Below are 24536 nucleotides of genomic sequence, written 5' to 3' on the forward strand. Positions count from 1 at the left end.
TTGGATAGATCAAATATGATACATCAGCTGTTTTCCTTAAAAAAATCCAACATCAAGTGCTGGAATTTTCCTATATATATGGTTTCCTTAATGATTCTATCTTTTAGGCAAGAAAGACAATTCTTATTCGTTACCTTTATTATGCTTATGATGAGAATGGTGGGCTTCATCTGATTTCCAAGCATAAATTAATTTATGTAAGATATCTAATAGTTGTTCCTTTTCTGCTTCGCTTAAACATGTAAACATCTCTTTTGTTTCTTTATGTCGTTCTTCCTGATAAAATTGTACCGCTTTCTTTCCTGCTTCGCTGATCCTAACATCCATGTTACGCTTATCATGTTCATTTGGTTTACGCTCTATTAACGCATCTTGTTCGATCTTACCTAAAATCTCGCTCAAAGAACCGGATTTTATATCTAATTCTTCTTGTAGTTCTTTCTGTGTCATTACATCATGATGGGATAAAATAGATAAGATACGTTTCTGACTTCCCTTTCCTCCAGATTGATGCCACAATATATGACCACAACGGCGCATCAACATGCGTAATTGCTCATCTTGATCCATATCTTCATGATGATGTCTACCATGATGCTTCTGTTTTCGTTTATCTAATCTTTCATCCTTTTGTTCTTCGTTTCCACTAAAATAGCGTCTTCCTTTTCCACATTGCAACGCATCACTAGGACAGTGATTTTCATAACACTGACATATTTTTTGATTTTCTTCCATAAAATCTCCTTCCTTATTATCAAGGTACCTTACAAATATAGATTACACCATTTCTATCAATATGTCAAGGTACCTTACTATTTTTTTTGAAAAAGAATAAGGGATGGTCTTATGCAAAAGATATGTGGGAAAATCTATACAAGAATATGTTTATGCTATCAAAAAAGGTATCAAAAAACCCTGTAAAACAAGGTATCAAAACTAAAGATATACTTTATTCTAATATTGTTTTACAGAGCATCGTTCCTTTTGCGTACATAAATCATCCTCGTACAATTTAAGGTCTGTGATTATCTATACAAATACAATCTAAAGTTTAAAATAATTCATGCAATCCTTATTTTAAAAGTACAGATTCTAAATCTTGTAACATGATATCTAAAGCTGTGATACCACCTTCTCCTGTATACCATACAGCAGGGTGTGCTAAATATACAATATGGTTCTCTTTATATGCATTTGTTTTCATCGTTAATTCATTTTCAACAATTTCCTTTGCCAATTGTGCACCATCTGTTCCTATTGCCGCATCACGATCCATTACAAAGATATAATTAGGATTTAATTTCACAAGCAATTCAAAGGATGTTTCATTTCCATGTGTTGCAGTTGTACTATCAGATGCACTGGCACCGATATTATCAAAACCAATTTCCCTTCCGATTATTGAGCATCGTCCATCGTTTCCTAATAAATTGAAACTGCCGCTTGTAGCCATACCAACTACCGCAGTATTTCCTTTCGCAAGCTCCTGAAGCTTTGTAATACGTGCAGAATACCCTTCTAATTTTGATGTAACTTCATTTTCTTTACCAAAAATAGAGGCAATCGTCGTTGCATTTTTTTCAACACTTTTTACAACGCCGGCTTTTGTATCTGTCTCTAAATAGACAACGGGAGCAATTTTGGATAATGCCTCATAAGAAGAACTTAAACGTCCGCCAATAAAAATGATATCTGGCTCACATTTCATTACAGCTTCTAGATCTGCTGTTTTGATCGTTCCTAGATTTTCAATATTTTTATCTGTAACATAGGATTGTAAATACTCCAATGAAGTAGAAGCAGTACCAACAACACGATCTTTCAAGCCTAGATTATCAAGATTATCTAATACGGCCATATCCAAAACAGCAACTCTTTGTGGATCATAAGGTACTTCTAATTCGATTTCCTGTTTATCTGCGTTCAAAGATGTAATCGTGATCGTCTCTTTTTCTGTACTTTCTGATGAAGTCGTACATGCAGATAATGTAACTGCCATAAGTAATGCTAGTGTAAATGATACTAATTTTTTCATATGTGTTCTCCTCTCAATGAATTAGTAATAAATAGATAATGGTTTGCCTTGGATTTCCATAATTTCGAAATCTACACAATAAATACTAGATAAATTTTCTTTTGTCATCACCTCTTTCACCGGCCCAAAACTTGCGACCTTTCCATCTACCAATGCACAGATATAATCTGAGTAAAAAGCAGCATAATTAATTTCATGCAATACAAGAATGATCGTTTTACCAAGTTCATCACACAAGCGACGAACAATTTTCATAAGATTGGTTGCATGATAGATATCAAGATTGTTTGTAGGTTCATCCAATAAGATATAATCCGTATCTTGTGCAATGACCATAGCGATATACGCACGTTGCCGTTGTCCACCTGAAAGTTCGTCAATGAATTGATCTTGTATGTCCTCTAACTCCATATATTGAAGGGCTTTGGTAATCATACGTTCGTCTTCTTCATTAAGATGACTTCCGGAATATGGGAAGCGTCCAAAGGCTACGAGTTCACGTATGGTAAGTTTCATTTGCATTTGATTGCTTTGTGTCAAGATCGCAAGTCGTTTTGATAATTCTTTGCTTTTCCATTTTGTTATATCTTTGCCATTGAAGTCTACGATTCCATCATCACGAGCAATCAGACGGGAAATCATGTTCAAAATAGTTGATTTACCGGCACCATTGGGACCAATCATAGAAGTAACCGCATGTTTGGGAATCTCTAAATCGATACCTTTGACAATAGATTTTCCATCATATGTTTTCGTCAATTTTTTAATTTGCATTTTAAACCCTCCTGTTGGTTAATAATAAGTAAAGGAAGTAAATACCTCCTGCAATGGTAATGAATACACTAATAGGTATCGCATAAGAGAATACATGTTCCACTACCGCCTGACCGCCTAAAAGTACAATCATTCCAAACAATGTCGTACCAAGTATCAAATCTTTGTGACGATAGGTTTTCAATAACTGTCGTGCAAGGTTGGCAATGATCAGTCCAAGAAAAGAAATAGGTCCTACCATAGCTGTCGCAACTGCAATACACAAGGTAACTCCAAGTAATAATTTACGAATACAGCGATCATAATCGACCCCTAGATTAATGGCTTGATTTTTTCCTAGTGCAATGACATCCAAAAGAGCCAATTCTTTACGTAGGGCAATGATCAAGCCCCCAAGTAATAGGATTGAAAATACAATGATTTCTGTATTGATATTTTCAAAACTGGCTACTAAAGTTGCAAGAAGTGCATCGTACTCATTAGGATCCATGATACGAGTCATCGTTGTTTGCATACTTGTAAAGAAAGAAGATAATACCGTTCCAATTAATAAAACATAGAGAACATTGTACTTCGTCTTTTTAAACAAATAACTATAAGTAAGCGTTGCAATACTTCCCATAAGTACGATATCCATAAAGAATGCCACATTCGCATTGCGAGCAAACATACTACTAGAACCGGCGATAAAAACAACTGCCGTATGTGTTAACGTATATAATGAATTCATCCCCAAAAGACAAGGAGTAACGATGCGGTTGTTAATAATCGTTTGGAAGATGATGGATGCACCGCCAATCGAAAACGCCGCTATCAGAATAACGATCAGTTTAGGAAAACGAATCTCCATTGCATAAGTAAATAACCTCATATTATGAAAGCTTACTTCCCAAAAGAGATAAAGTAAGATAGCTAGAATAACCAGAATTCCCAAAGTAATCAGATGTTTAGATGTATTCCACTTCTTTACGATTTGCATGTAGGAACCTCTCCCTTCCATCGAATCGCCTTACGTCCATTGCGTAGACGGTAAAATAACAATGCCACAAATAAGATACTACCGATAATCCCCACTATCAATTCAATAGGAAGTTCATATGGGAAAATGATGATCCGTCCTAAGATATCACAGACTAATACGAACAAGGCGCCAAATAGTGCTGTATCTATCAATGTTCCTCGTATTTTATCTCCTTTAAACATAGAAACAAGGTTTGGTACGATTAATCCTATATAGGATATTGAACCAACAACAACGACGATGCTCGCACTCATCATAGCCGCAATCGTTAATCCGGTGAAGAGGACCAAATGATAAGGGACACCAAGATTTTTAGAAAAATCTCTACCCATTCCCACAATGTTGAAATGATTGGCAAAAAGAAAGGCAATCACGATTAGAGGAATGATGAAATAGACTAGTTCATAACGACCACGTAACACCAGAGAAAAATGACCAACCATCCAGGAAGATAGCGCTTGTGTCATTTCATATTTATAAGCCAAATAATTGGTGATACCTCCAATAACATTACCAAACATAATCCCAACCAAAGGAACCATGACCACATCACGAAACTGGATACGTTGGATAAACCAAACAAAGATACATGTACCGGCAATGGCCGCCGCAAAAGCAAAGAGGGCTCTACCCCAAAAGGTAGAGTTTGGTAAAAATAATAAAGCCAGTAAGATTCCAAATTGTGCGGAAGATAACGTCGCTCCTGTCGTTGGCGATACAAATTTATTCATACATAGCTGTTGCATAATCAAACCCGCTACACTCATGCCTGCGCCTGTGCATAAGATTGCCAATAAGCGTGGCAATCGGGATATCAAAAATATTTCTAATTGCTCAAAGTTACCAAATAATAATTGTGTGATATCTAAATCAATCACACCAATAAATAAAGATATGATTGATACAAGAAATAAGGTCACAGCGAGCAAGATCGTGATACGATATTGTTTCATCCTATAAGCTCCTTCCAGAAACAAAGTTAGTTAAAACTAACTTAATACCCAAAAAAATCGCAACCTTGTTCTTACTTTTTCCAGTTGCGTAAACATGATAGCATACCCAACAAGCGCATGTCAACAGAAAAGTTAGTTTAACCTAACTGATTTTTTCTCATTCCTATTTTCTTATTATAAAATTCCATTTTATGTATAAATTATAATCTCTTTCCTAATAATACAAACTCATTTGCGACATCATTTGATGTAATTATTCTATTATATTACTATACAACCAATGACTATAAAACGGTTGTATCAATTAAATAACGTTCTTAATTTCTCCCTGTTTTTATACACGATTTTCATTTATCCTTATGGTTGGCACTTTTTATAAGTATTGAAATATATGATGAAAATGAAAAAGATGGATGCTTTTTTTGGTATTAAGTATATTTCAGCTTTTCAAAACAAGGATTTCTGTTGTAAAATAATAGTAGTATGGAAGCGTTTACCATCATTACGAATGAAGCATGAACAAGTTAACGCTATGACGTTCATAGAATAATCTATTTTTTAGTATCTGATAAAACAAAAGATTCATTAAGTTGATTTTCTATCCATTTCCATATTTAATAAAAAACCAAAACCTAACCTAATGATCCTATATTGGCTTACTCACAATTAATTTCTTTCATGGGGGAATCGCTTTAATCAAATAGCGGAATTTGGTATAAAAATGAAATGTTCTATTTACTGCTTATCAATAACTACATGAGAATTACTAGTTATAAATGATTCATCATAAAGGAAGGAGAGGTTTTTATGAATATATATGAAGCAACATCATCAAATGATACAATGGAGGATTTGAAAAAAATAATAGAATATTTTCCGTTAGCATGTTATTTTATCAAAAGAGATGCTGAACTTACGATACTATACGCTAATGATGCATTTTTTTCATTATTGCGGCAAAATCGAGATGATGTTAAATATAAATATAAAAATAGTCTATCCGCTTTACTTTCTACAGAAAAGTATTTTGAGGGATATCAAAAAGATGTTAACATCAAAGAATTTCTTCATGATGTGGAGATAGATAATAAAATATATTGTTTTTACACGCAATTAAAACAGCTGAAAGAAATGGAAGATCTATATTGTTGTGTTTCCTTCGATGTGAGTGAATTTGTACTTGAACAAACAAGAAAGGAAGATATGTTTCAACTATTGCATATCTTATTTTCCCAACTTCGTCAAGAAGCCTTTGTAATAGATATAAACAAACAAATCGTTTATATGGTCAATCAGAAAAAATTTTTTACAGAATTTCCTAAGATGTTTACCTATTCTAAATTCTTTTCTAAATATGCTAAAAAAGCACTACCTCTTAATAAAGCAGATAACGCCAAATTACTCCATGCTTTTCAAAAAACGATGCAACAACATGTACGCACAACCAACGAAGTAAGATTAACAAGTCGAGAATGGGTTCGCATTCAATTCAGTACTTATGAGAAAAAGGTCGGTAAAGAATTTATTATTATGGGGTTTATTGAAGATATATCCAAAGAGAGACAGGAGTATTTAACCTATCTAAAAGAAACCCAATTTTATCATATGCTCCTCTGCGAGAAAGAAGCATATGGACATTTCAATATCACACAGGATCAATTTTATGGTATGGGAGGTATCTGGAATCTTTATAATGAATTAACAGAACAAATGACTTACACGCAGTTGTATACACGCTTTATCAATAAAGTCGTTCATATGGATGATCGTAAAAAATATTTAGAATTGATGGATTGTAACAACCTTATTCAGTCTTATCAAAACGGAATCACCAGATTGAAACTTGAATTTAGAAGAATCATTGAACAAAATAAAATGATGTGGATGGAAATAGAAATATTATTATTTAAAGAGCCATTGCAGGAAGAGTTGATGGCATTAATGTATTTGACAGATATCGATGAAAGAAAGAAGAGTGGTTTTCAACTACGTTATGAATCAGAATTTGATCAATTAACTGATGTATATAATAAAAAAAGTGCAGAGACCTACATAAAACAATGTTTGAGAAAGCCAACAGGTCTACAAGCTTTCATAATGATTGATCTTGATGATTTTAAAGATATTAATGACAGTTATGGCCATAAGGCAGGAGACGATGTGTTGATTTTATTTGCCTCACAACTAAAGGCAGTTTTTCATAATCACTGTATCGTAGGACGATTTGGTGGTGACGAATTCATTATATTCATGGAACAAATTTCCTCAGATCATGATGTAGAAGATGCATTGATGGATTTATATTATAGATTGCAAAACAATAAACTACACAGTATTAGTTTTAGTGCAGGTGTTACGTTGATTACAGAGCGCAATGATTATGAAACAGTATTTGCGCAGGCAGATGAAACGCTGTATCAGGTAAAAAAATCACAGAAAGGTCTTTACCATTTTTATAATCGAAACATAACTTCAACAAAGGAAATCAAAAAGCCACAGACTTCAAATATTCCAGAACAGGAAGAAGTATATTATGAAAATATAGACCAGCAAGAAAAAGAAGATTTTGATACTTATATAGGAGAGTTCGGTGATATTGCTTATCTTGTAGATCCGGAAAACTATGATTTGATTTTAGGTAATCAAGCATTTTATGATCGAGTAGGATTTACAAAAAGCCAGTGTCGTGGTAAAAAGTGTTATGAAATCATGCATCGTAGAAAGACACCTTGCCCCTTCTGTGCGAAAGCCAACTGGTCTAGGGATAAATTTTACTTATGGAAGGATATGAATACAGCTTTAGAACAGGAGTTTATCATCAAAAACAAATTAATTGCTTGGAAACACCAACAGGTTTTACTTGCTATTGCAGTAGATGTATCCAATGATAAAAGCATTGTGGACTCCTTAGAAAGTCATGCCACAGAAAGCCATATTTTGATTAGTGGTATTCAGCATATGCAAGAATGTCTGGACTTCGATGAAGCGATGCAAAGCGTTTTAGAAACTATTTGTCATTTCTTCAAGGCAGATCATGCAGCTATATGGATGATGAATCAAGATAGTGGTCTTTATGAGTTAAAAGCAGAATGGATTGGTAAATACACCAAAGAAACATGGACATTGGATGATGAAGAAGTAATCGTACTCAGTGCATGGCTAAGTGCTCAAAAATGGAATAACCCGATAAAACTGGAAAATCCACAGGCAATGATAGGAGAATCCTTTGATATGTATCGACTGATTCAAGGTCATCGTATAGAAAACCAGCATTGGATCCATCTAGAAGAGCATGGTGAAGAATATGGTTGCCTAATAATAAATAATACCAATGCTAATTTCCAAAATGTTTCTTTCATGGAATCCTTGACTAGTTTTATAGTCAATGAAATCAAACGATATCGATTATTTCAAGAAACACTTCATGCAAATCACTATGACTTATTAACTAATGTGTTAAACAGAAATAGTTACGAAAATAATCTATCGCATTATCAATCCGAGGCTGTTCATTCGCTTGGTGTGATTGTTGCCAATATCGATCATTTGAAAAAAATCAATGAAAATTATGGTACTGTTACCGGGGATCAATATATACGTCATTTAGCGAATCTAATGAAAATGATTTTTAATAATACAGATATTTATCGTTTCAATGGTGATGAATTTCTAATTATTGCTATGAATCGTGATAAAAAAGAGCTGGAAGAAAAGATACAAATGCTACGAAAGAAGATCAAACAAAATGAGAATTTCAGTGTATCATTAGGTTTTTCTTGGGACAATGTGGAGCATGACTTGACATTATTGATTCATACTGCAGATAATATAATGAAGCTGAATAAGAAACGCCATCATGATGAGTTACATAGCAGTGATGATGTACATCATCGCCTTCTTCTAAGAAATCTTACCAAGCAGATCCAAAGAGGCGAGTATATCATTTATCTTCAGCCAAAGTATCAATTAAAAAGTCATAGAGGTATAGGTGCAGAAGCTTTGATTCGCCAAAAGCATCCGGAATTAGGTATTTTACCACCGTCTGAATTTATTCCGGTATTGGAATCTAATGGGATTATAAGGTATATAGATCTTTATGTTCTAGAAGAAGTATGTAAACTATTGCAGAAATGGAATCGAGATGACTTGATTATATCTTTGAATTTTTCAAGAGTAACGCTAATGGAGGATGATATTATCACCAGTATGAAAAAAATTATTGATCATTATGATTTTCCTAGATATTGCCTTGAAATTGAAATGACAGAGGGTACGGTGGAAAACTGCTCAGCTACAATCTATAAGACGGTACAGGAAATCAGAAATCTTGGGCTACGTATATCACTTGATGATTTTGGTGTTCGCTACAGCAATCTGTCTGTATTAAATAATATTCATTTTGATACGCTAAAGCTAGATAAAAGTTTGATTAAAACTTTAGTAAATGAACAAAGAAGTCAGATCATTTTACGTAATATTATTCAATTATGCAAAGATCTTGATATAGAGATGATAGCAGAGGGTGTAGAAACAAGCTGTCAGGAGGATATTTTAAAATCATTAGATTGTCCAAATGCGCAAGGTTATTTGTTTGCACGTCCAATTCCTATCGAAGATTTTGAAATAAATTATATTTTGAAAGATAGATAAATTTGAATAATGAATTAAAAATGTTATATATTGGCATGTTGTGTATAAAGTGATGTTAGCGAATATCCTCAGCAAAGCATCTTCAAAAAATACCATTATCGTTGTTTTCTTTTTTAGGATGTAACCCTGTCCAACAATACGATCATGAAAAATATTAAAACAGACCATAAGGTTGCTAGTGATGAATAAGTGATAGCTACTACTCAATTAGCAATTACAAAGAATCTGCTGAGAAGCCTTCAAAATTAAAAAATACTCAACTTGGTATAAACTCAAATTGAGTATTTTTTTGATTTATGAATGAACTATCTTCCCGTTATCTACTCATTCTTTTTTCTTCTCTTTCCTGTAAGGTACACAAAGCATCCTGCAAAGAATATACTGATCATTGCAAAGAACCCTGTTTGGTTATGATCACCAGTTGATACGCTGTTTGTATCTTTTATTATCTCTTCTGATTTCTCTATATCGATAATGTAACTTCTTGTGGCGGTACCAGTATAATTGCCATGGAATGTAATCGTTATTATAACATCATTATCTTTTTGCTGCTTGTCTATGCGATAATCTTTTCCTTTTATCAATTCTCTATCTCCATCTTTGATTATCAGATGCGCAACATCCTCATCTGATTGGATATCAGGAATAATATCATCATTTATATGTTTTGGTGCTACCATAAAAGTCGTTATATATTCTAATTCAGTATAATTTCCTGTTTCTTCTACGCTTGCTTTTATATACCATGTGCCTGCATTTACTGGTACATTAGATGTAAATGTTCCTATCTTTGAATCACTGTATGTGTAAGTCACATTACCATATTTCGATGTAGCAGTTGGCATACTTGCTTTCTCTCCATATGTCCAGCCGATTAGTCCTGGCTGACTTGTCCACTCATTATCTGCTTTTTGAATCTGGAACATCACAATTTCTTCCAAGCCTGTATAATTATCTGTGCCTGCAACTGTTGCCTTGACATACCATGTTCCTGCATTATGAGGGACTTTATCGGTATAGAGACCCGCCTTTGTATCACTGTATGTGTAAGTTACATTACCATATTTCGATGTAGCGGTTGGCATATTTGCTTTCTCTTCATATGTCCAGCCTATTATCTCTAGTTGGTTTATCCACTCATTATCTGCTTTTTGAATCTGGAACATCACAATTTCTTCTAAGCCTGTATAATTATCTGTACCTGCCACTGTTGCCTTGACATACCATGTTCCTGCATCTGTTGGTACATTACTAGTGTATATACCTGTGCGTGAGTTGCTGTAGCTATAGCTCACATCACCAAAAAGAGAGCTTGCGGTTGGATCGTTTGCGGATTGACCATATGTCCATTTTTCAATTGTTGGTTTTGCAATCCAATTATTTACTGCCCTTGTAATAGTGAATTCCACTTTTTCAGAATCTGCCATAAGCCAAAAATCATCACTTGCAACATGTGCCTGTACTCTATATACACCAACATGAATTGGTACTTCATTCAAGTCTATCCATTTACTACCATTCCATTGCTCATACGTAAAAGTAACTTCCTTTTGACTACCATGCCTGCTTATCATAGGATCATCTACTTGCTTACCATCATAAGTTTTACTAATATCATTTTCGATAGAAATAACACTCTTCTCTTTTTGAATATCTAATGTTAGCGCAACAGTCAAAAACTCTGTTCCATTTCCTGAGGTACCCATTTGATACATATAAGTTACATCTTGATCAGGTTTCATAATCGTTACGACTCCTGTAGTTGTGTTTAGGTGACCATTTGAAGTTATTGTTACTTTTTGCAAATTTAGATCAGGGAATAAATCTTTGATATTGAAAGTATTCCCTGTCACAGATATTTTCATCATTGTGGTATTTTTTGAAATTGTCTTTAAATTGATGTTATCCCCGATATCCAACCAAACTAATTGCGTATTTTGACATTCCAATAAACTCAGATTTTTATTTTGACTAACATCTAATGAGCGGATGCTTGTATTATCACATGATAACTTTTCCAAAGCGTCTGCACCTGTAATGATAAGTGATGTTAGATTTTTATTATCTCCACACACAAGTTGCTTTAAAACTTTATTTAGATGAATATCTAGTTTTGATATCTTCGTATTTGAAGCAAATAAGAATTTTAACGCAGTGTTCTTACTAACATCTAAATCTGTAAGATTGGTTGAACTTGTATACAAATGTGTTAAGCTTTTATTATTCGAAATGTTTAGTTCATTGATATTTGTATCATTACAACGTAATACTGCTAATGCATCTGCACCACCTACATTTAGTGTGTTCAAATCAGCATTTTCATAACAATTTAACTCTTCAAGTTTTTTTAGTTTGCTTACATCCAACGTCTGAATAGCACTGTTAAAACAACTTAATTTTTCTAATCGTTGTGCACCATTCACAAGGAGGATTGACATTTGCTTATTATTATAACAATTTAAATCTTTTAGTAATTCATTATGGGTGACATCCAAACTTTTCAATCCTGAATTCGTACAAATCAAAGATTGTAAAGCATCTGCACCTTGTACCGTAAGGGATTCCATTTCTGTGTTCCAATTACATGATAATTGTGTTAATTTTTTATTCTTACTTACATCCAAAGAAGTGAGTAAGGTATTACTACAATCCAATTTTTGTAAAGCCAAATTTTTACTTACATCCAGTTCCGTTATTTTCGTGTTATTACAGTATAAAAAACGTAAATCAGGAAAATATTCAATTCCTTTTAGACTTTCAATATCGCTTTTACTCAATACATTTACAGTATAGATATTTTCTAGTTCCTCTATTGATAAAACATTATCATTTGATGTATCAAATGTTTCCTTCACATATTTTCTGAAAATACCATCTGGAAAATTTTTGTCATTGATAGCAACTTCTCCTGCCTTTGGTAGACGTGGTATCGTAATATTCATGCCATATAAGTATATGTCTGGAGGCCGAAACAGGAACACATAACCTATCTCTATGATTATATTGCCTACAGTATCCACTGTAGCTTTTGTTTTATCAAAGGAGCTTAAACGGCAATCAGCTAATTTTCCTGTATTTATAAATGTTTTCTCTAGAAAGTCGTCTATTTCATCTATTGTTGTTTCATTGCTCACAGGATAGTTGTCCAGTGCTGCCTGTATCGCTTGTTGTGCTTCAGCTGGATCAGTAATAGCTTCATTTGACCTTAAATCAGCGACAGGTATATCTGTTACTGCTTGTGAATTGCTGGTATTCGTATTCTGTAGGTTCTCATTCACTGAAACTTCCTGCTTTGATATCGATATATCATCCTGTTTTGTTCCCTGTGTATTGTCCTGCTGCTTGTTTTCCTGCATGATTATTGCTGAGTCTTCTTCCTGTGCATATACTGCCACAGGGGACATCATGACGCTTACTCCCAATGCTGTTGCCATTGCTGCTGTGACACCCTGCTTCTTCTTGTTATTCATAACATCTTCCTCCTTTTCGTTTCAAGACTTGTACAATATAGAAATTCAATTCTCTTTGCTGGAATGCTTTTTTATAACGTTAAGAGCAACCTCTTTTTACTTTTCGATTTCTCCTTAGGTATGAAATTATAGTATTCATGAAATGATTACTACACCAGACTGCGTTCTATGCTGTAATTACCGCAGATATCATTTCCATATATTCCACAAGTACTATCTTCCCTTCATCTCCTCATTCTTTTTTCTTCTCTTTCCTGTAAGGTACACAAAACAGCTTGCAAAGAATATACTGATTGCTGCAAAGAATCCTGTTTGGCTATGATCACCAGTTGATACGCTGTTTGTATCTTTTATTATCTCTTCTGATTTCTCTGTATCAATCATGTAACTTCTTGTAGCAGTGCCAATATAGTTACCTTGGAATCTAATCGTTATTGTGACCTCATTATCTTTTTGTTGCTTGTCTATGCGATAATCTTTTCCTTTTACCAATTCTTTATCTCCATCTTTGATTATCAGATGCGCAACATCCTCATCTGATTGGATATCTGGAATGATGTGATCATCCATATATTTTGGTGCTATCATAAACGTTGTAATATATTCTAGTCCAGTATAATTTCCTGTTCCTTCTACACTTGCCTTTATATACCATGTGCCTGCATTATGAGGGACTTTATCGGTATAGATCCCCGCCTTTGTATCACTATATGTGTAAGTCACATTACCATATTTCGATGTAGCAGTTGGCATATTTGCTTTCTCTCCATATGTCCAGCCTATTATCTCTGGTTGGCTTATCCACTCATTATCTGCTTTTTGAATCTGGAACATCACAATTTCTTCCAAGCCTGTATAATTATCTGTACCTGCCACTGTTGCCTTGACATACCACGTTCCTGCATCTGTTGGTACATTGGATGTAAATGTTCCTGTCTTGGAATCACTGTAAGTAAATGTTGGATTGCCAAATTGTGCAGTCGCTGTTGGCAGATTAGATTTTTCGCTATATGTCCAATCCGCAATCACAAGCCCATTCTTCCAACTATTTGTTGCTTTTGTGATAGCAAATTCTACTGTATTTGAAGCACCATAGAAGTATTCATCCTCTTCTACAGTTATACTTACTCTATAGTTCCCAACATCACAAGGTAGCCCGTTTACATCCTTCCAGTATGAGCCGTCAAGCATCTCCCAGCGAATCTTATACGCTTGATTGCTGCCTTTTACGACAATATCACTTTTATCCAATTCCACAGGTATTCCATCATACAGCTTATTTAGATCTTTCTTTATTGTGATACTATTATCCAATTTATGAATATTGGGAATCAATGAAACGGAAAGTTGGATCTTCCTTCCGTTATACATCCCACAGTAGTATGTATAACGTATTGGCTCACCATTTTTATATCCACTAAATTCCTCGCCGTTTTGTGTAGCACCACTCAAAAGATTCAAATTAGCGACATTTATATTTAGAAATATATCCGTGATTTTGAAAGAACTACCTGATATATCAAAAGCAACCTGCTTGTTATTACCAGAATATAGGTAGTTTATATCTACTTCTTGTGGCAAATTTAAATAAGCTAAAGGACAACCACTAATACTTAAACTATGCAAATTTTTATTATTTGTCAAATCCAATCCTCTTAACGCAGTATCATCACCTGTAAAATTCTTTAGGTTTGACATGCTGCTAACATCCATATCGCTTAAACTAGTATTACCAGATACAACGATAATTTCTAAAGCAGTATTATTTCCAGTTTGTATAACTGCAAGTACAGGCGAATCCTTCGTCCATAATTCTTTTAACAAAGATGCGTTGCTAATGTTTAGGGAAACTAAGTTAGGGCATCTCATTGCTTTTAAATCGGTTAGTTCACTATGATCACTGACATCTAATTCATTGATTCCAGTTTCAGTAATATTCAATTTTTCTAATAAGCCATTTTTATTCGTCTTTAAGGTAGTCAACTGCGGATTAGAAAAACAATCCAGTATTCTGAGTTTTGAATTGTTGCTAACATCTAAGCTGTTGATATTAGTCTTATAACAGGCAAGCCAATCAAGGTTTGTGTTATTTTTTACATTTAATTCAATGATTCCGGTATCATGACATTGTAATTCCTCTAAAGATTCAGCACCATCAATATTCATCGATGTAAGCTTTAAATTATCAGTGCAATATAAAGTTTCCAATTTCTTGTTTTTGCTGACATCAAAAGTTTCTATATCAGTATTACCGCAATTTAAAAACACTAAATTTCTAAGATACTGTATCCCTTCTATACTTTTTATATTTTTATTTCCATATAAATACACTCTTTTCGCATTATCCAATTCAACTATAGATAACACATCATCGGAATCACTATCAAATGTCTTTTTTATATAGGATCTAAATTCAGCATCTGGAAAATTTTTGTCATTGATAGCAACTTCTCCTGCCTTTGGTAGGCGTGGTATCGTAATATTCATGTAATAATAGTGTATGGATGAAGGCTGGAACCGTAACACAAAAACTATCTCTAAGTTTATATTGCCTACAGTATCCACTGTAGCTTTTGTTTTATCGAAGGAGCCTAAACTGCAATCCGCTAATTTTCCTGTATTTATAAATGTTTTCTCTAGAAAGTCGTCTATTTCATCTATTGTTGTTTCATTGCTCACAGGATAGTTGTCCACTACTGCCTGTATCGCTCTTATTGCTTCAGCTGGATCAGTAATAGCTTCATTTGACCTTGAATCAGCGACAGATATATCTGTTACTGCTTGTGAATTTCTGGTATTCGTATTCTGTAGGTTCTCATTCACTGGAACTTCCTGCTTTGATATGGTTGTTTCGTCCTGTGGATTTGTCTCCTGTTGAATGTCTTGCTGATTGTTTTCCTGCATGATTATTGCTGAGTCTTCTTCCTGAGCATATACTGCCACAGGGGACATCATAACGCTTACTCCCAATGCTGTTGCCATTGCTACTACAACGGTCTGTTTCTTCTTGTTATTCATAACATTTCCTCCTTTTCCTTTCAAAACTTGTACAATATAGAAATTTGATTCTCTTTTATTGGAATGCTTTTTTATATCACTAAGAGCTACTTCAACCTATTTTTGATATATCTTTATATATAAAATTATCAATATCTGATACATTTTGGTATCATATCGTTTCAATACGCTTTAGTGCCTGGATGACTTTTTCATGCGAAATAGGTTTCATGTCGAAATAGGACACGCACAGACGATATGCCTGTATGCTGAAATCCAAGTCAGAAAACCATATCAGCCTGCCTGATGCTATCCTCAATCCTGTAATGATATCCAGTCCACTCACCCCATCTTGCGCCACGATGATAGCGTCTGCTGTTTTCTCCTTGATCAGCCTACTCAGCCCCTGCCAGTCCCCACAGTGTCGTATTTGGCAGGGGATATTCTTGTCTCTGTAGTAGTCATTAACAGATTTCTCAATCAGACTGTACTCCTTACTATCACCACCACAAATGATCATTTCCATACATTCCACACTCCTTTCATGCATGGTATTTCCTACTTTCACTATAGCAAAAGGAGTCTTATATTCAACAAGTTGGCCATAAACTGCAATTTCTGGCTGAAATTTGCATTGTTTTGACCTTCTTTTTCATGTAAAATTAAATTGACAAAATAAATTTATTCGTTAGAGGAGTGAGGATGGAACATGAAAATAGCAATCATTGATGACCTGGTAGAATGCAGAAATGACATCCAATCATGTCTCCATCGTTTCTTTTCCAAACATTATGTTGAGGAGTCCATTGATATCGAGGAGTTCATCAGCGGTGAAGATTTTCTGTCCATTTTCAGTAAAGACAGCTATGATATCATCTTTATCGACCAGTACATGGATGGTCTCTCTGGTATAGATACTGCAAAAAAGATAAGAATGAGTGATACCTTTGTCTCTCTGATCTTCATCACTACCAGTAGAGATCATGCAATTGACAGTTATCAGGTGCGAGCAAATGGCTACCTTTTGAAACCTTTTTCCTATGAGGATTTTGAACAGACTCTGCTTCTGCTCAACATGGCACGATTGCGTAATGCCCGCTATATCTGTGTACAGGATGAAAAAATACTTCTGCGTGAGATTCTATGGTGTGATGTAAGTGGCCATTATACGCAGATTCATACTCTACAATATGGCATCTTGCGTTACCGTACCCCCTTTACCACTGTGACAGATATGCTGTTGTGTTATCCACAGTTTCTGTCCTGCTACAAAGGATGCATCGTCAACCTTGATCATGTTGAACAGATGGAAGATCTAGCATTCCTGTTGGAAACAGGAGAAAGAGTTCTCTTTTCCAAGCGGGACAGAAATAACATAGAGAAAAAATATCATAGATATTTGTTTCATAAAGCAAGAGAGGAGGAAATGCTATGATAGATGCATTGATGGTGATCCTATTTCCATATCTTGACTTCATCCCATTTGCGATACCACGTTATCTGATGTTCAAGGATAAACTGCGTATCCCGTTTCGTTACGTCATGATTCTAATCACGGCTGTAGCAACACTCAACAGTTTGACCTTCTTCCTTATCAATACAGGTGGATATGAGATGGCTATGCAATGGACCACCATCATGCGCTATGGTTTCATGCTTGTAAATTTAACGCTGTCCTTTGCGTTGATTAAAGAGAGTTTTCCAAAACTAATGTTCACCTATCTACTTCTGTTTTCGTGGTCATTCTTCGTCTATGGTAATGCAAACTTTATTGAAAGTAGATTCTTTTGGGATTTTTCAGACCAACATCCCTATCTAATATACAATATCGTTCGCATCATCGTTTATCTGGTAACTTGCCCGTTTATGCTCCTTTTCTTCAAACATACGGTTGCGGATGCTATGAAGATACAGGATGATACACTGTGGCGACACCTCTGGAAGATACCATTGTTTTCCGCATTGTTTGGGATGCTGTACTGCTTCAATGATGATGTCTATGCTTATGCGACATGGCAATTCATAGTATCCCGTTACCTCATGCTGTTAGGTACTTGTTATGTATCCTATGTAGCATTGAAAGTATTAGAAATTTCCATGAAGAAAACACAGCTGGAAGAGTCTTTGAAATATGCTGATCAAAGTATTCAGACACAGAAAAAACAATATGATATTCTTGCCAAACATATGGATGATATGCGCAAAGCCAAACATGATTTACACCATCATCTAATGCTTGTTAATTCCTATATAGAAAAAGATGATAAAGAGGGGTTGAAGAATTACATTGATTTATATAGAAGAGAGTTACCTCCCGACGTTTTAGAACTTTACAGCCGTAATGATGTCGTAAATGCGATTATTTGTTATTATGCAAGTAGAGCAAGAGATTATCATATCCGCTTTGATGCAAATATTGCATATCCTGATAACTGCAGTATTTCAGAAACAGACATCACCGTGTTACTTGGTAATATGCTTGAAAATGCTGTAGAAGCCTGTCAAAGAAGTAAGAGTAATGACACATTTATAAAATTATGGATAAAGCAGCACGGAACCTCTGAGTTGTTGATTCTCACTGACAATACCTGCAATGTTCCTGTAACCTTTCAAGATGGTGTACCCAAATCTTCAAAACGTGAAGGCATGGGGATTGGGACATCTTCTATGCAAGACATAGCAAAGCGTTATGATGGTTCTGTGCGCTTCGAGACTAGCGATGGGATTTTTTATACTTCTGTAATTATGCGTTTTACAAAAGAAAACAGTAATACAATTAATAAAGAGTAAACAAATCACCTAATGTTGCAAAGTTATTAATGAGAAATAATATGTTAATTTTTTATTGAAAACTACATCAAGCCTTTATCTACGTTTGCATTTTCTTTTTCCATTTAAATTTAAAAAGTGATACTAATTAATTAATAATAACCATGAACTAAGGATTCCAATGTGGATATTTGAGATTAATCTAATTTATAATGCAGATTGTAAATAGATTAGTTTCTCCATTTTTGTTTGCAAACCATACGAAGTATAAAGCAGCTAATATAAAATCAGCCGACAGTTAGAAATCGTGTTAACTAACTGTCGGCTGATTTAATTTGAGAAATTAGAAATATCAGATTTCAATATGCCATATAAATAATGATCACAATAAGTGTTTACCATTTTCCCCTCTCTGATATGTCCTTCTCGTTTAAAGCCAACTTTTTCCATTGTTTTATATGAAGCGTGATTTAAAACGTGTACATCACTCCATAGTCGCTGTAATTCTGTGTTTTCAAAGCAAAAATTGACTACACTTTTTAATGCTTCTGTCATAAGTCTGTTTCCTTGATATGTATGGGAAAGGCGAAACGCTACTTTCGCCATCCTGTTATTTTCAATAAGATACACCCACAATTCACCAATCACTTTATTGTCTTGCTTATGAACGATACCCCAATGAAAGCTCTTTGTAGGTCTGTCCTGCTTTTCAAAAAGTAATTCTGGATTTTTCTCACTTTTTGATGGACGTTTTCCCCAATATTCATACAGCGATACATCACTCATCCATTCTTTTAAATCAGCTATGTCATTTTTATTCATAGTCCTCAATATAAGGTGTTCCGTATGGATAACCGGCTTTTCGGATATATAATCTTGTAGACTCATCTTGCACCACTCCTAAAAGTTAAATTCATGTTCCCATGCAAACGTTCCAGATTCCTCTAAACTTTTCGGCCAATGGCTGCACCATCCAGGAACAACTGGTGTTTCTACTCTGTCAAGGCTTGGTGTATAAGGTTTGATATCAAGAATAGGTGTATTGTCATTAGCGTCAATATAAGTAATCTGGATGATACCATTCTGATAATCTACATGAATAATTTCCACTGTCGTTAATGCAATCGGATTTGGACGTATTGGTGATCTTGTGGCAAAAATCCCCATCTTTTCTGGAGCATTTTTATAAGGTTGTTCTGTCTCTAATATAGACCTATATTCTTCCTTATCAAAATCACTGAACCACCAAAGAACATTGATATGGCTAAAACCATCCATAGCTTTTAGTGCTGGAATAAATTCAGCATTTAGTTTAATAAATGTTCCCGTTTCATTGTTACAGATAATTCCTATCGAATTCACGTTATAAGTTGTCATATTTTTTCCTCCATTTTCATTTATCTGTAATCAAATGGTAAACCCTAACATCGTGTGAGAGTCAAGAAAAAACGTCCTGCAAAATCACAAGACGTTTTCATAGTTTTTTTCTAAAGGTATCTGAATTTCAGTTAAATATTTCTGTGGATTTTCTTCATTCCACGGACCACGATGTACAATTTGCCTATTTTCACCTTTCATTTTATACTGACTATTATTTTGTAACCATTTTGCAAATGTGAGATATGCAGTCGCAATATTTGAAAAACTTCCATAAACCATAGTACAAGCCATTATAGGAATAGGCTCAGTACTCCGGAATTTAAAGGGTTCTATATCTTTCCCTACTTTGCTTACAATAGCACATAGTTCTACATCAACATTTTCTTCTCTATAATCTTCATCATGATAAATAGAGAATGTATCACTTTGGATTTCAACTTTATGCTGTTTGGCAAATTCTGATAATTCATTCCATAATTTACCTTCAGAATAATAGTCAGGTATTACTTTTCTCAATGATAGAACTTGGTAACTTGGAATAGATTTTATAGAAATATTGTAATGTATTTCATTTTTTCCATTTAATAATTCATTTTTTGCAAGTTCAATTTTTTTAAGCTGTTCTTGCTCTGTACATATGTTATGCTTAATATATTCATATTTTTTATTAAGCTGCTCTATAAGTGAAGTATCATTTTCCCCATTAAGGGCAACTGCTATTTCAGCTACATTGAACCCACTGTCACGCAGATATATAATTTTATTTAAGGTAGGTATCTGTTCCACTGAATATATACGATAGCCAGTCCATGAGTCAATTTCTGCTGGTCTTAATAAACCAACTTCATCATAGTATCGTAACATACGAACAGATACTTGTGTCAGTTTTGAAAATTCACCAATTCTAAACATCTTATCTCTCCATTCCCTAATATCTCAATTATAAAATTTTGTCGATTCCAACGCCTATAAACAACGACACACACTTATTTTCAACTAACTTATAAATAAATGTTAAGCATAGTCGAGCAACACAAATCTCAAGTGAAGAGGTATAAAGTGTTATTTCATATAAAAGCTTTATATCTAAAATAGCTTGATTCAATTTATCAATTCTTTATCGATATTATACCATATGCTATCTTCACTTTCACTACTTATCATCTTTCACATACTTCATATAAGCGTTTCCTTTAATAACAAAACACAAGATATAATGCTAATATTTTACATTTACAACATGCAATATTTCAAGGCTTTATTTTCTTTATTTTCCATTGAGCGGTTAACTTGTATAAAATAGAAATCCAACTAGATCTATGGTATAATCAGTACAATAAAAATAAATGAAACGTGAAGAAAATAATACGTGAGGTAATGTTATGAGCAATCAAAATATTTATGATAACCAAAAATTTTTCGATGGATATAGGAAATTAAGAGAAAATCCATTATCAGCAAATAATATTATTGAAAAGCCAGCATTGTTTCGTCTTGTACCGGATATGCACAACAAAACGGTGCTTGATCTTGGTTGCGGTTATGGTGAAAATTGTGTTGAATTTCTTAAGCTAGGTGCAGCAAAAGTTATAGGTCTTGATATATCTAAAAAAATGCTAGAAATTGCACAAAACGAAAACAACTCGCCCAATATTCAATATATCAATAAAAGTATGACCGATTTAAATGAGATAACAGAGAAGTTCGATGTTGTATTTAGTTCACTAGCTGTTCATTATATTGAAGATTTTGATAAATTAGTGGTGGATATAAATCATCTTCTGAATAAGGATGGCTATTTAATATTTTCACAGGAACATCCATTAATAACGGCTTTATTATCCCAAAACTATTGGACCGTAAATTCAGATGATGAATGCATCCATTATAATTTGTCCACATATGCGCTTGAAGGTGAAAGAAAAGTGACATGGTTTGTTGATGGAGTTGTTAAATACCATCGAACAATTTCATCTATAATTAACGCACTCTCAGCAGCAGGATTTGTCGTAGAAAGAATGCTTGAACCTATTCCAAATGACACTATTATGGAGCAGTACCCTAAGTATAAAAAAAGCATTCATAAACCGGATTTTTTGCTTATTAAAGCAAGAAAGAGCGACCTCATATTATAAGTATGATTTGCATATTAAGATAGTTGATAAATAAAAAAGCAAGAAACAGATAAAAATTAATGATAAAATAAATATTTAATTATTATGGCGTTAGAAAGAGGTTAGTATGAAAATAATCACGATTTGCGGAAGTTTAAAATTTCAAAATGAAATGAAACAAATTGCAGAAGAAATGGAATTAAAAGGGCATTGTATATTACCCGTTATTTATCCAACCAAATCTGATAAAAATGCTTATACTGAAGAAGAATTAAAGATGTTTGATAAAATGCATAAAGAAAAAATAAAGTTATCTAATGCTATTCTAGTTGTAGATGTAAATGGCTATATCGGAAATAGCACTCAAAATGAAATCGAATTTGCAAAATCATTAGATAAAGAAATACTTTATTATAGTGATTTATCTAGTGGAAAACCATAAAGATGTGTATTTTGTATCCCTTTTTATTTAATGCTTTAAATAGGGTCCATAAAATTCTTTTATCAAAAAAACTGATTTGTAATAATATGATTATCCTTTGAAATAACAATATATCCTTGATAAAGTTCTTTTGATAATGTCTCGTATTCAATATGTTACAAAACATTAAAAATTATGATAGCGATTATAGAAATAGAAAAAAAGATAATAATGGTATTTTATATTTATTTATATGCTTAATGACAACCACCTCCAACATAATTTCTTAATTTATCATAGCATAGATAATGTAAATTTCACTTCCATTTAAAACCATGATCCTTATCTGATTTAACGGCGAAGTTACGCCAACCTCCACGCAGCTTTGCTACCTAATTAGGACCACCGCATCACTTATGTACACTCATTTACACTCATGCAAGCAACAAAAAAACCCCATAATATGGGGCTTTCGTGTGTGTACATAAGTGTACGTGATTGTAGAAAGTATGTACTTTCTATCTCTTTGAGAACTGTGGAGCACGACGAGCTGCTTTTAATCCGTATTTCTTACGTTCTTTCATACGAGAGTCACGTGTAACGAATCCAGCTGCTTTCAGTGCAGGACGATAATCAGCACTTGCTTCCATCAAAGCACGTGTGATACCATGACGCATAGCGCCTGCCTGTCCAGTGTATCCTCCACCTTGAACGTTGATTTTGATATCAAACTGTTCTAAAGTTTCTGTTAATTCTAATGGTGAACGAACAACCATACGTAAAGTTTCTAAAGGTAAATATTCTTCTAATGTTTTACCATTAACAGTGATACTACCTTTACCCGGAGTCATAAAGACACGAGCAACAGATGTTTTACGGCGTCCTGTACCATTGTAAGTTACTGTATTTTTCTTAGCTGCCATTTCTTATTCCTCCTAACCTTTGATTGTCAGCTCAACTGGTTTCTGAGCTGTGTGTGGATGTTCACTACCAGTGTAAACAAACAGGTGTTTACGCATAACGTCACCAAGTTTTGTGTGAGGTAACATACCGTAAATAGCTTTTTCAACCCATTCAACAGTATAGTTTTCCTTCATCGTACGTGCTGTACGAGTACGAAGTCCTCCAGCATAACCAGAGTGGTTGTAGTATTTTTTAGTATCCAGTTTGTTTCCTGTTAATTCAATTTTGTCAGCGTTAATTACGATAACGAAATCTCCACAGTCAACGTTTGGTGTATAAGTAGGTTTGTTTTTTCCTCTTAACACTGATGCTACTTCAGTAGCTAAACGACCTAAAGTCTTTCCTGTTCCGTCTACAACGTACCAAGTACGTTCTACTTCTGCAGGTTTTGCAAATGTTGTTTGGCGCATGTTTTTAAACTTCCTTTCCTATGTAGTTTCCGGGGCTACAAAGGCATAAGTGCCTATTTAATAGTTTATAATCAAATACACAATAAGTCAACTAAAACTTTCATTTTTTTCGCAATTTGATGGCTTTTGGGCTGATTTTACTTATATATACAAAAGAAGTGCCTGAGGGGGTGGCACTTCTTCTGTAATTTATTATTATCTAATTTGAAAGGGAGAAAGTATGAATTTATTTATTGAGGGGAAATTATCATACTAGCAAGTACCTTATCTTACTTGCTGACTATAGTATAACAAAGACATTTCGAATAAGTTTGTGGTAATTATGTTAGATTATGTTGTTTATCACATATTTTTCATGATAATTATGTGATGAAGTTTTTTATCTCATAGGTACAATAAAACCACCAGTTGAACTGGTGGTTTTATTGTACCTATAAGGCTCCTTTCCCTGCTGCCTCTAAAGAGGCGATGAGTAAAGGCTCGCCGCTTGCACTCGTTCTCTGCTGCCTCCTTAAAGGAGGCTTCTATTACTTCTTATGTTTCTCCCCGCTAAATGGATCGATAAATTCTTTCATACTC

18 protein-coding genes are annotated in these 24536 nt (G+C 34.1%); 5 read left to right on the forward strand and 13 right to left on the reverse strand.

The genetic code is table 11. From position 1 onward, the window contains the following. Positions 1–123: 123 nt before the first annotated feature. The 5 genes from UGRO018_RS12260 to UGRO018_RS12280 form a co-directional block, all read right to left on the reverse strand. The gene (locus tag UGRO018_RS12260; protein ID WP_416326780.1) at positions 124–735 is read right to left on the reverse strand and encodes a MarR family winged helix-turn-helix transcriptional regulator; all 612 of its coding nucleotides are present in this window, start codon (positions 733–735) and stop codon (positions 124–126) included. Between the two features lie 337 nt (positions 736–1072). Next, the gene (locus tag UGRO018_RS12265; RefSeq protein WP_416326781.1) at positions 1073–2035 is read right to left on the reverse strand and encodes a siderophore ABC transporter substrate-binding protein; all 963 of its coding nucleotides are present in this window, start codon (positions 2033–2035) and stop codon (positions 1073–1075) included. Between the two features lie 21 nt (positions 2036–2056). Beyond that, positions 2057–2809, reverse strand: a complete 753-nt coding sequence (locus UGRO018_RS12270; RefSeq protein WP_416326782.1) for an iron ABC transporter ATP-binding protein — start codon at positions 2807–2809, stop codon at positions 2057–2059. Between the two features lies 1 nt (position 2810). Further along, the gene (locus tag UGRO018_RS12275) at positions 2811–3788 is read right to left on the reverse strand and encodes an iron chelate uptake ABC transporter family permease subunit (protein WP_416326783.1); all 978 of its coding nucleotides are present in this window, start codon (positions 3786–3788) and stop codon (positions 2811–2813) included. Then, positions 3776–4783, reverse strand: coding sequence for an ABC transporter permease (locus UGRO018_RS12280; protein WP_416326784.1), 1008 nt, complete (start codon positions 4781–4783; stop codon positions 3776–3778). The genes UGRO018_RS12275 and UGRO018_RS12280 overlap by 13 nt, the downstream gene beginning before the upstream one ends. Before the next feature lie 807 nt (positions 4784–5590). Between UGRO018_RS12280 and UGRO018_RS12285 the strand changes: the two genes are divergently transcribed. Further along, positions 5591–9433 carry a bifunctional diguanylate cyclase/phosphodiesterase gene (locus UGRO018_RS12285; RefSeq protein ID WP_416326785.1) on the forward strand — a complete coding sequence of 1281 codons (3843 nt, stop codon included), beginning with the start codon at positions 5591–5593 and terminating at the stop codon, positions 9431–9433. 320 nt (positions 9434–9753) lie between these two features. Here the strand turns inward: UGRO018_RS12285 and UGRO018_RS12290 are convergent, their stop codons facing one another. The 3 genes from UGRO018_RS12290 to UGRO018_RS12300 all read right to left on the reverse strand — a co-directional run bounded on the left by UGRO018_RS12290 (position 9754) and on the right by UGRO018_RS12300 (position 16426). Continuing rightward, positions 9754–12903: a leucine-rich repeat domain-containing protein gene (locus UGRO018_RS12290; protein WP_416326786.1), complete on the reverse strand. Its 3150-nt coding sequence runs from the start codon at positions 12901–12903 to the stop codon at positions 9754–9756. A 213-nt stretch (positions 12904–13116) separates the two neighbouring features. After that, entirely contained in the window at positions 13117–15921 is a 2805-nt protein-coding gene (locus tag UGRO018_RS12295) for a leucine-rich repeat domain-containing protein (RefSeq protein ID WP_416326787.1), read from the reverse strand. Between the two features lie 151 nt (positions 15922–16072). Beyond that, positions 16073–16426, reverse strand: coding sequence for a hypothetical protein (locus UGRO018_RS12300; RefSeq protein WP_416326788.1), 354 nt, complete (start codon positions 16424–16426; stop codon positions 16073–16075). 183 nt (positions 16427–16609) lie between these two features. Between UGRO018_RS12300 and UGRO018_RS12305 the strand changes: the two genes are divergently transcribed. Beyond that, positions 16610–17335: a LytR/AlgR family response regulator transcription factor gene (locus UGRO018_RS12305; RefSeq protein WP_416326789.1), complete on the forward strand. Its 726-nt coding sequence runs from the start codon at positions 16610–16612 to the stop codon at positions 17333–17335. Next, entirely contained in the window at positions 17332–18690 is a 1359-nt protein-coding gene (locus UGRO018_RS12310; RefSeq protein ID WP_416326790.1) for a sensor histidine kinase, read from the forward strand. The genes UGRO018_RS12305 and UGRO018_RS12310 overlap by 4 nt, the downstream gene beginning before the upstream one ends. Positions 18691–18999: 309 nt before the next feature. On the opposite strand, the gene UGRO018_RS12315 is transcribed toward UGRO018_RS12310, so the two are convergent. The 3 genes from UGRO018_RS12315 to UGRO018_RS12325 all read right to left on the reverse strand — a co-directional run bounded on the left by UGRO018_RS12315 (position 19000) and on the right by UGRO018_RS12325 (position 20961). Then, entirely contained in the window at positions 19000–19557 is a 558-nt protein-coding gene (locus tag UGRO018_RS12315) for a GNAT family N-acetyltransferase (protein WP_416326791.1), read from the reverse strand. A 12-nt stretch (positions 19558–19569) separates the two neighbouring features. Further along, complete coding sequence (gene tsaA / locus UGRO018_RS12320; protein WP_416326792.1) at positions 19570–20046, reverse strand: tRNA (N6-threonylcarbamoyladenosine(37)-N6)-methyltransferase TrmO; 477 nt, start codon at positions 20044–20046, stop codon at positions 19570–19572. A gap of 84 nt (positions 20047–20130) precedes the next feature. Continuing rightward, a complete protein-coding gene (locus UGRO018_RS12325) occupies positions 20131–20961 on the reverse strand; it encodes a MerR family transcriptional regulator (protein WP_416326793.1) in 831 nt (276 codons plus the stop codon). 470 nt (positions 20962–21431) lie between these two features. Between UGRO018_RS12325 and UGRO018_RS12330 the strand changes: the two genes are divergently transcribed. Both UGRO018_RS12330 and UGRO018_RS12335 read left to right on the forward strand, forming a co-directional pair. Next, a complete protein-coding gene (locus UGRO018_RS12330; RefSeq protein ID WP_416326794.1) occupies positions 21432–22184 on the forward strand; it encodes a class I SAM-dependent methyltransferase in 753 nt (250 codons plus the stop codon). 106 nt (positions 22185–22290) lie between these two features. After that, on the forward strand, positions 22291–22605 hold the full coding sequence (locus UGRO018_RS12335; protein WP_416326795.1) for a hypothetical protein: 315 nt from the start codon (positions 22291–22293) through the stop codon (positions 22603–22605). Between the two features lie 497 nt (positions 22606–23102). On the opposite strand, the gene rpsI is transcribed toward UGRO018_RS12335, so the two are convergent. Both rpsI and rplM read right to left on the reverse strand, forming a co-directional pair. After that, a complete protein-coding gene (rpsI, locus tag UGRO018_RS12340; protein WP_416326796.1) occupies positions 23103–23507 on the reverse strand; it encodes a 30S ribosomal protein S9 in 405 nt (134 codons plus the stop codon). Between the two features lie 12 nt (positions 23508–23519). Continuing rightward, positions 23520–23957 carry a 50S ribosomal protein L13 gene (gene rplM, locus UGRO018_RS12345; protein ID WP_416326797.1) on the reverse strand — a complete coding sequence of 146 codons (438 nt, stop codon included), beginning with the start codon at positions 23955–23957 and terminating at the stop codon, positions 23520–23522. Between the last annotated feature and the right edge of the window lie 579 nt (positions 23958–24536).

This window comes from Hoskinsella mucinilytica, assembly GCF_045223415.1.
GTDB classification, from domain to species: Bacteria; Bacillota_I; Bacilli_A; order Erysipelotrichales; family Erysipelotrichaceae; genus Hoskinsella; species Hoskinsella mucinilytica.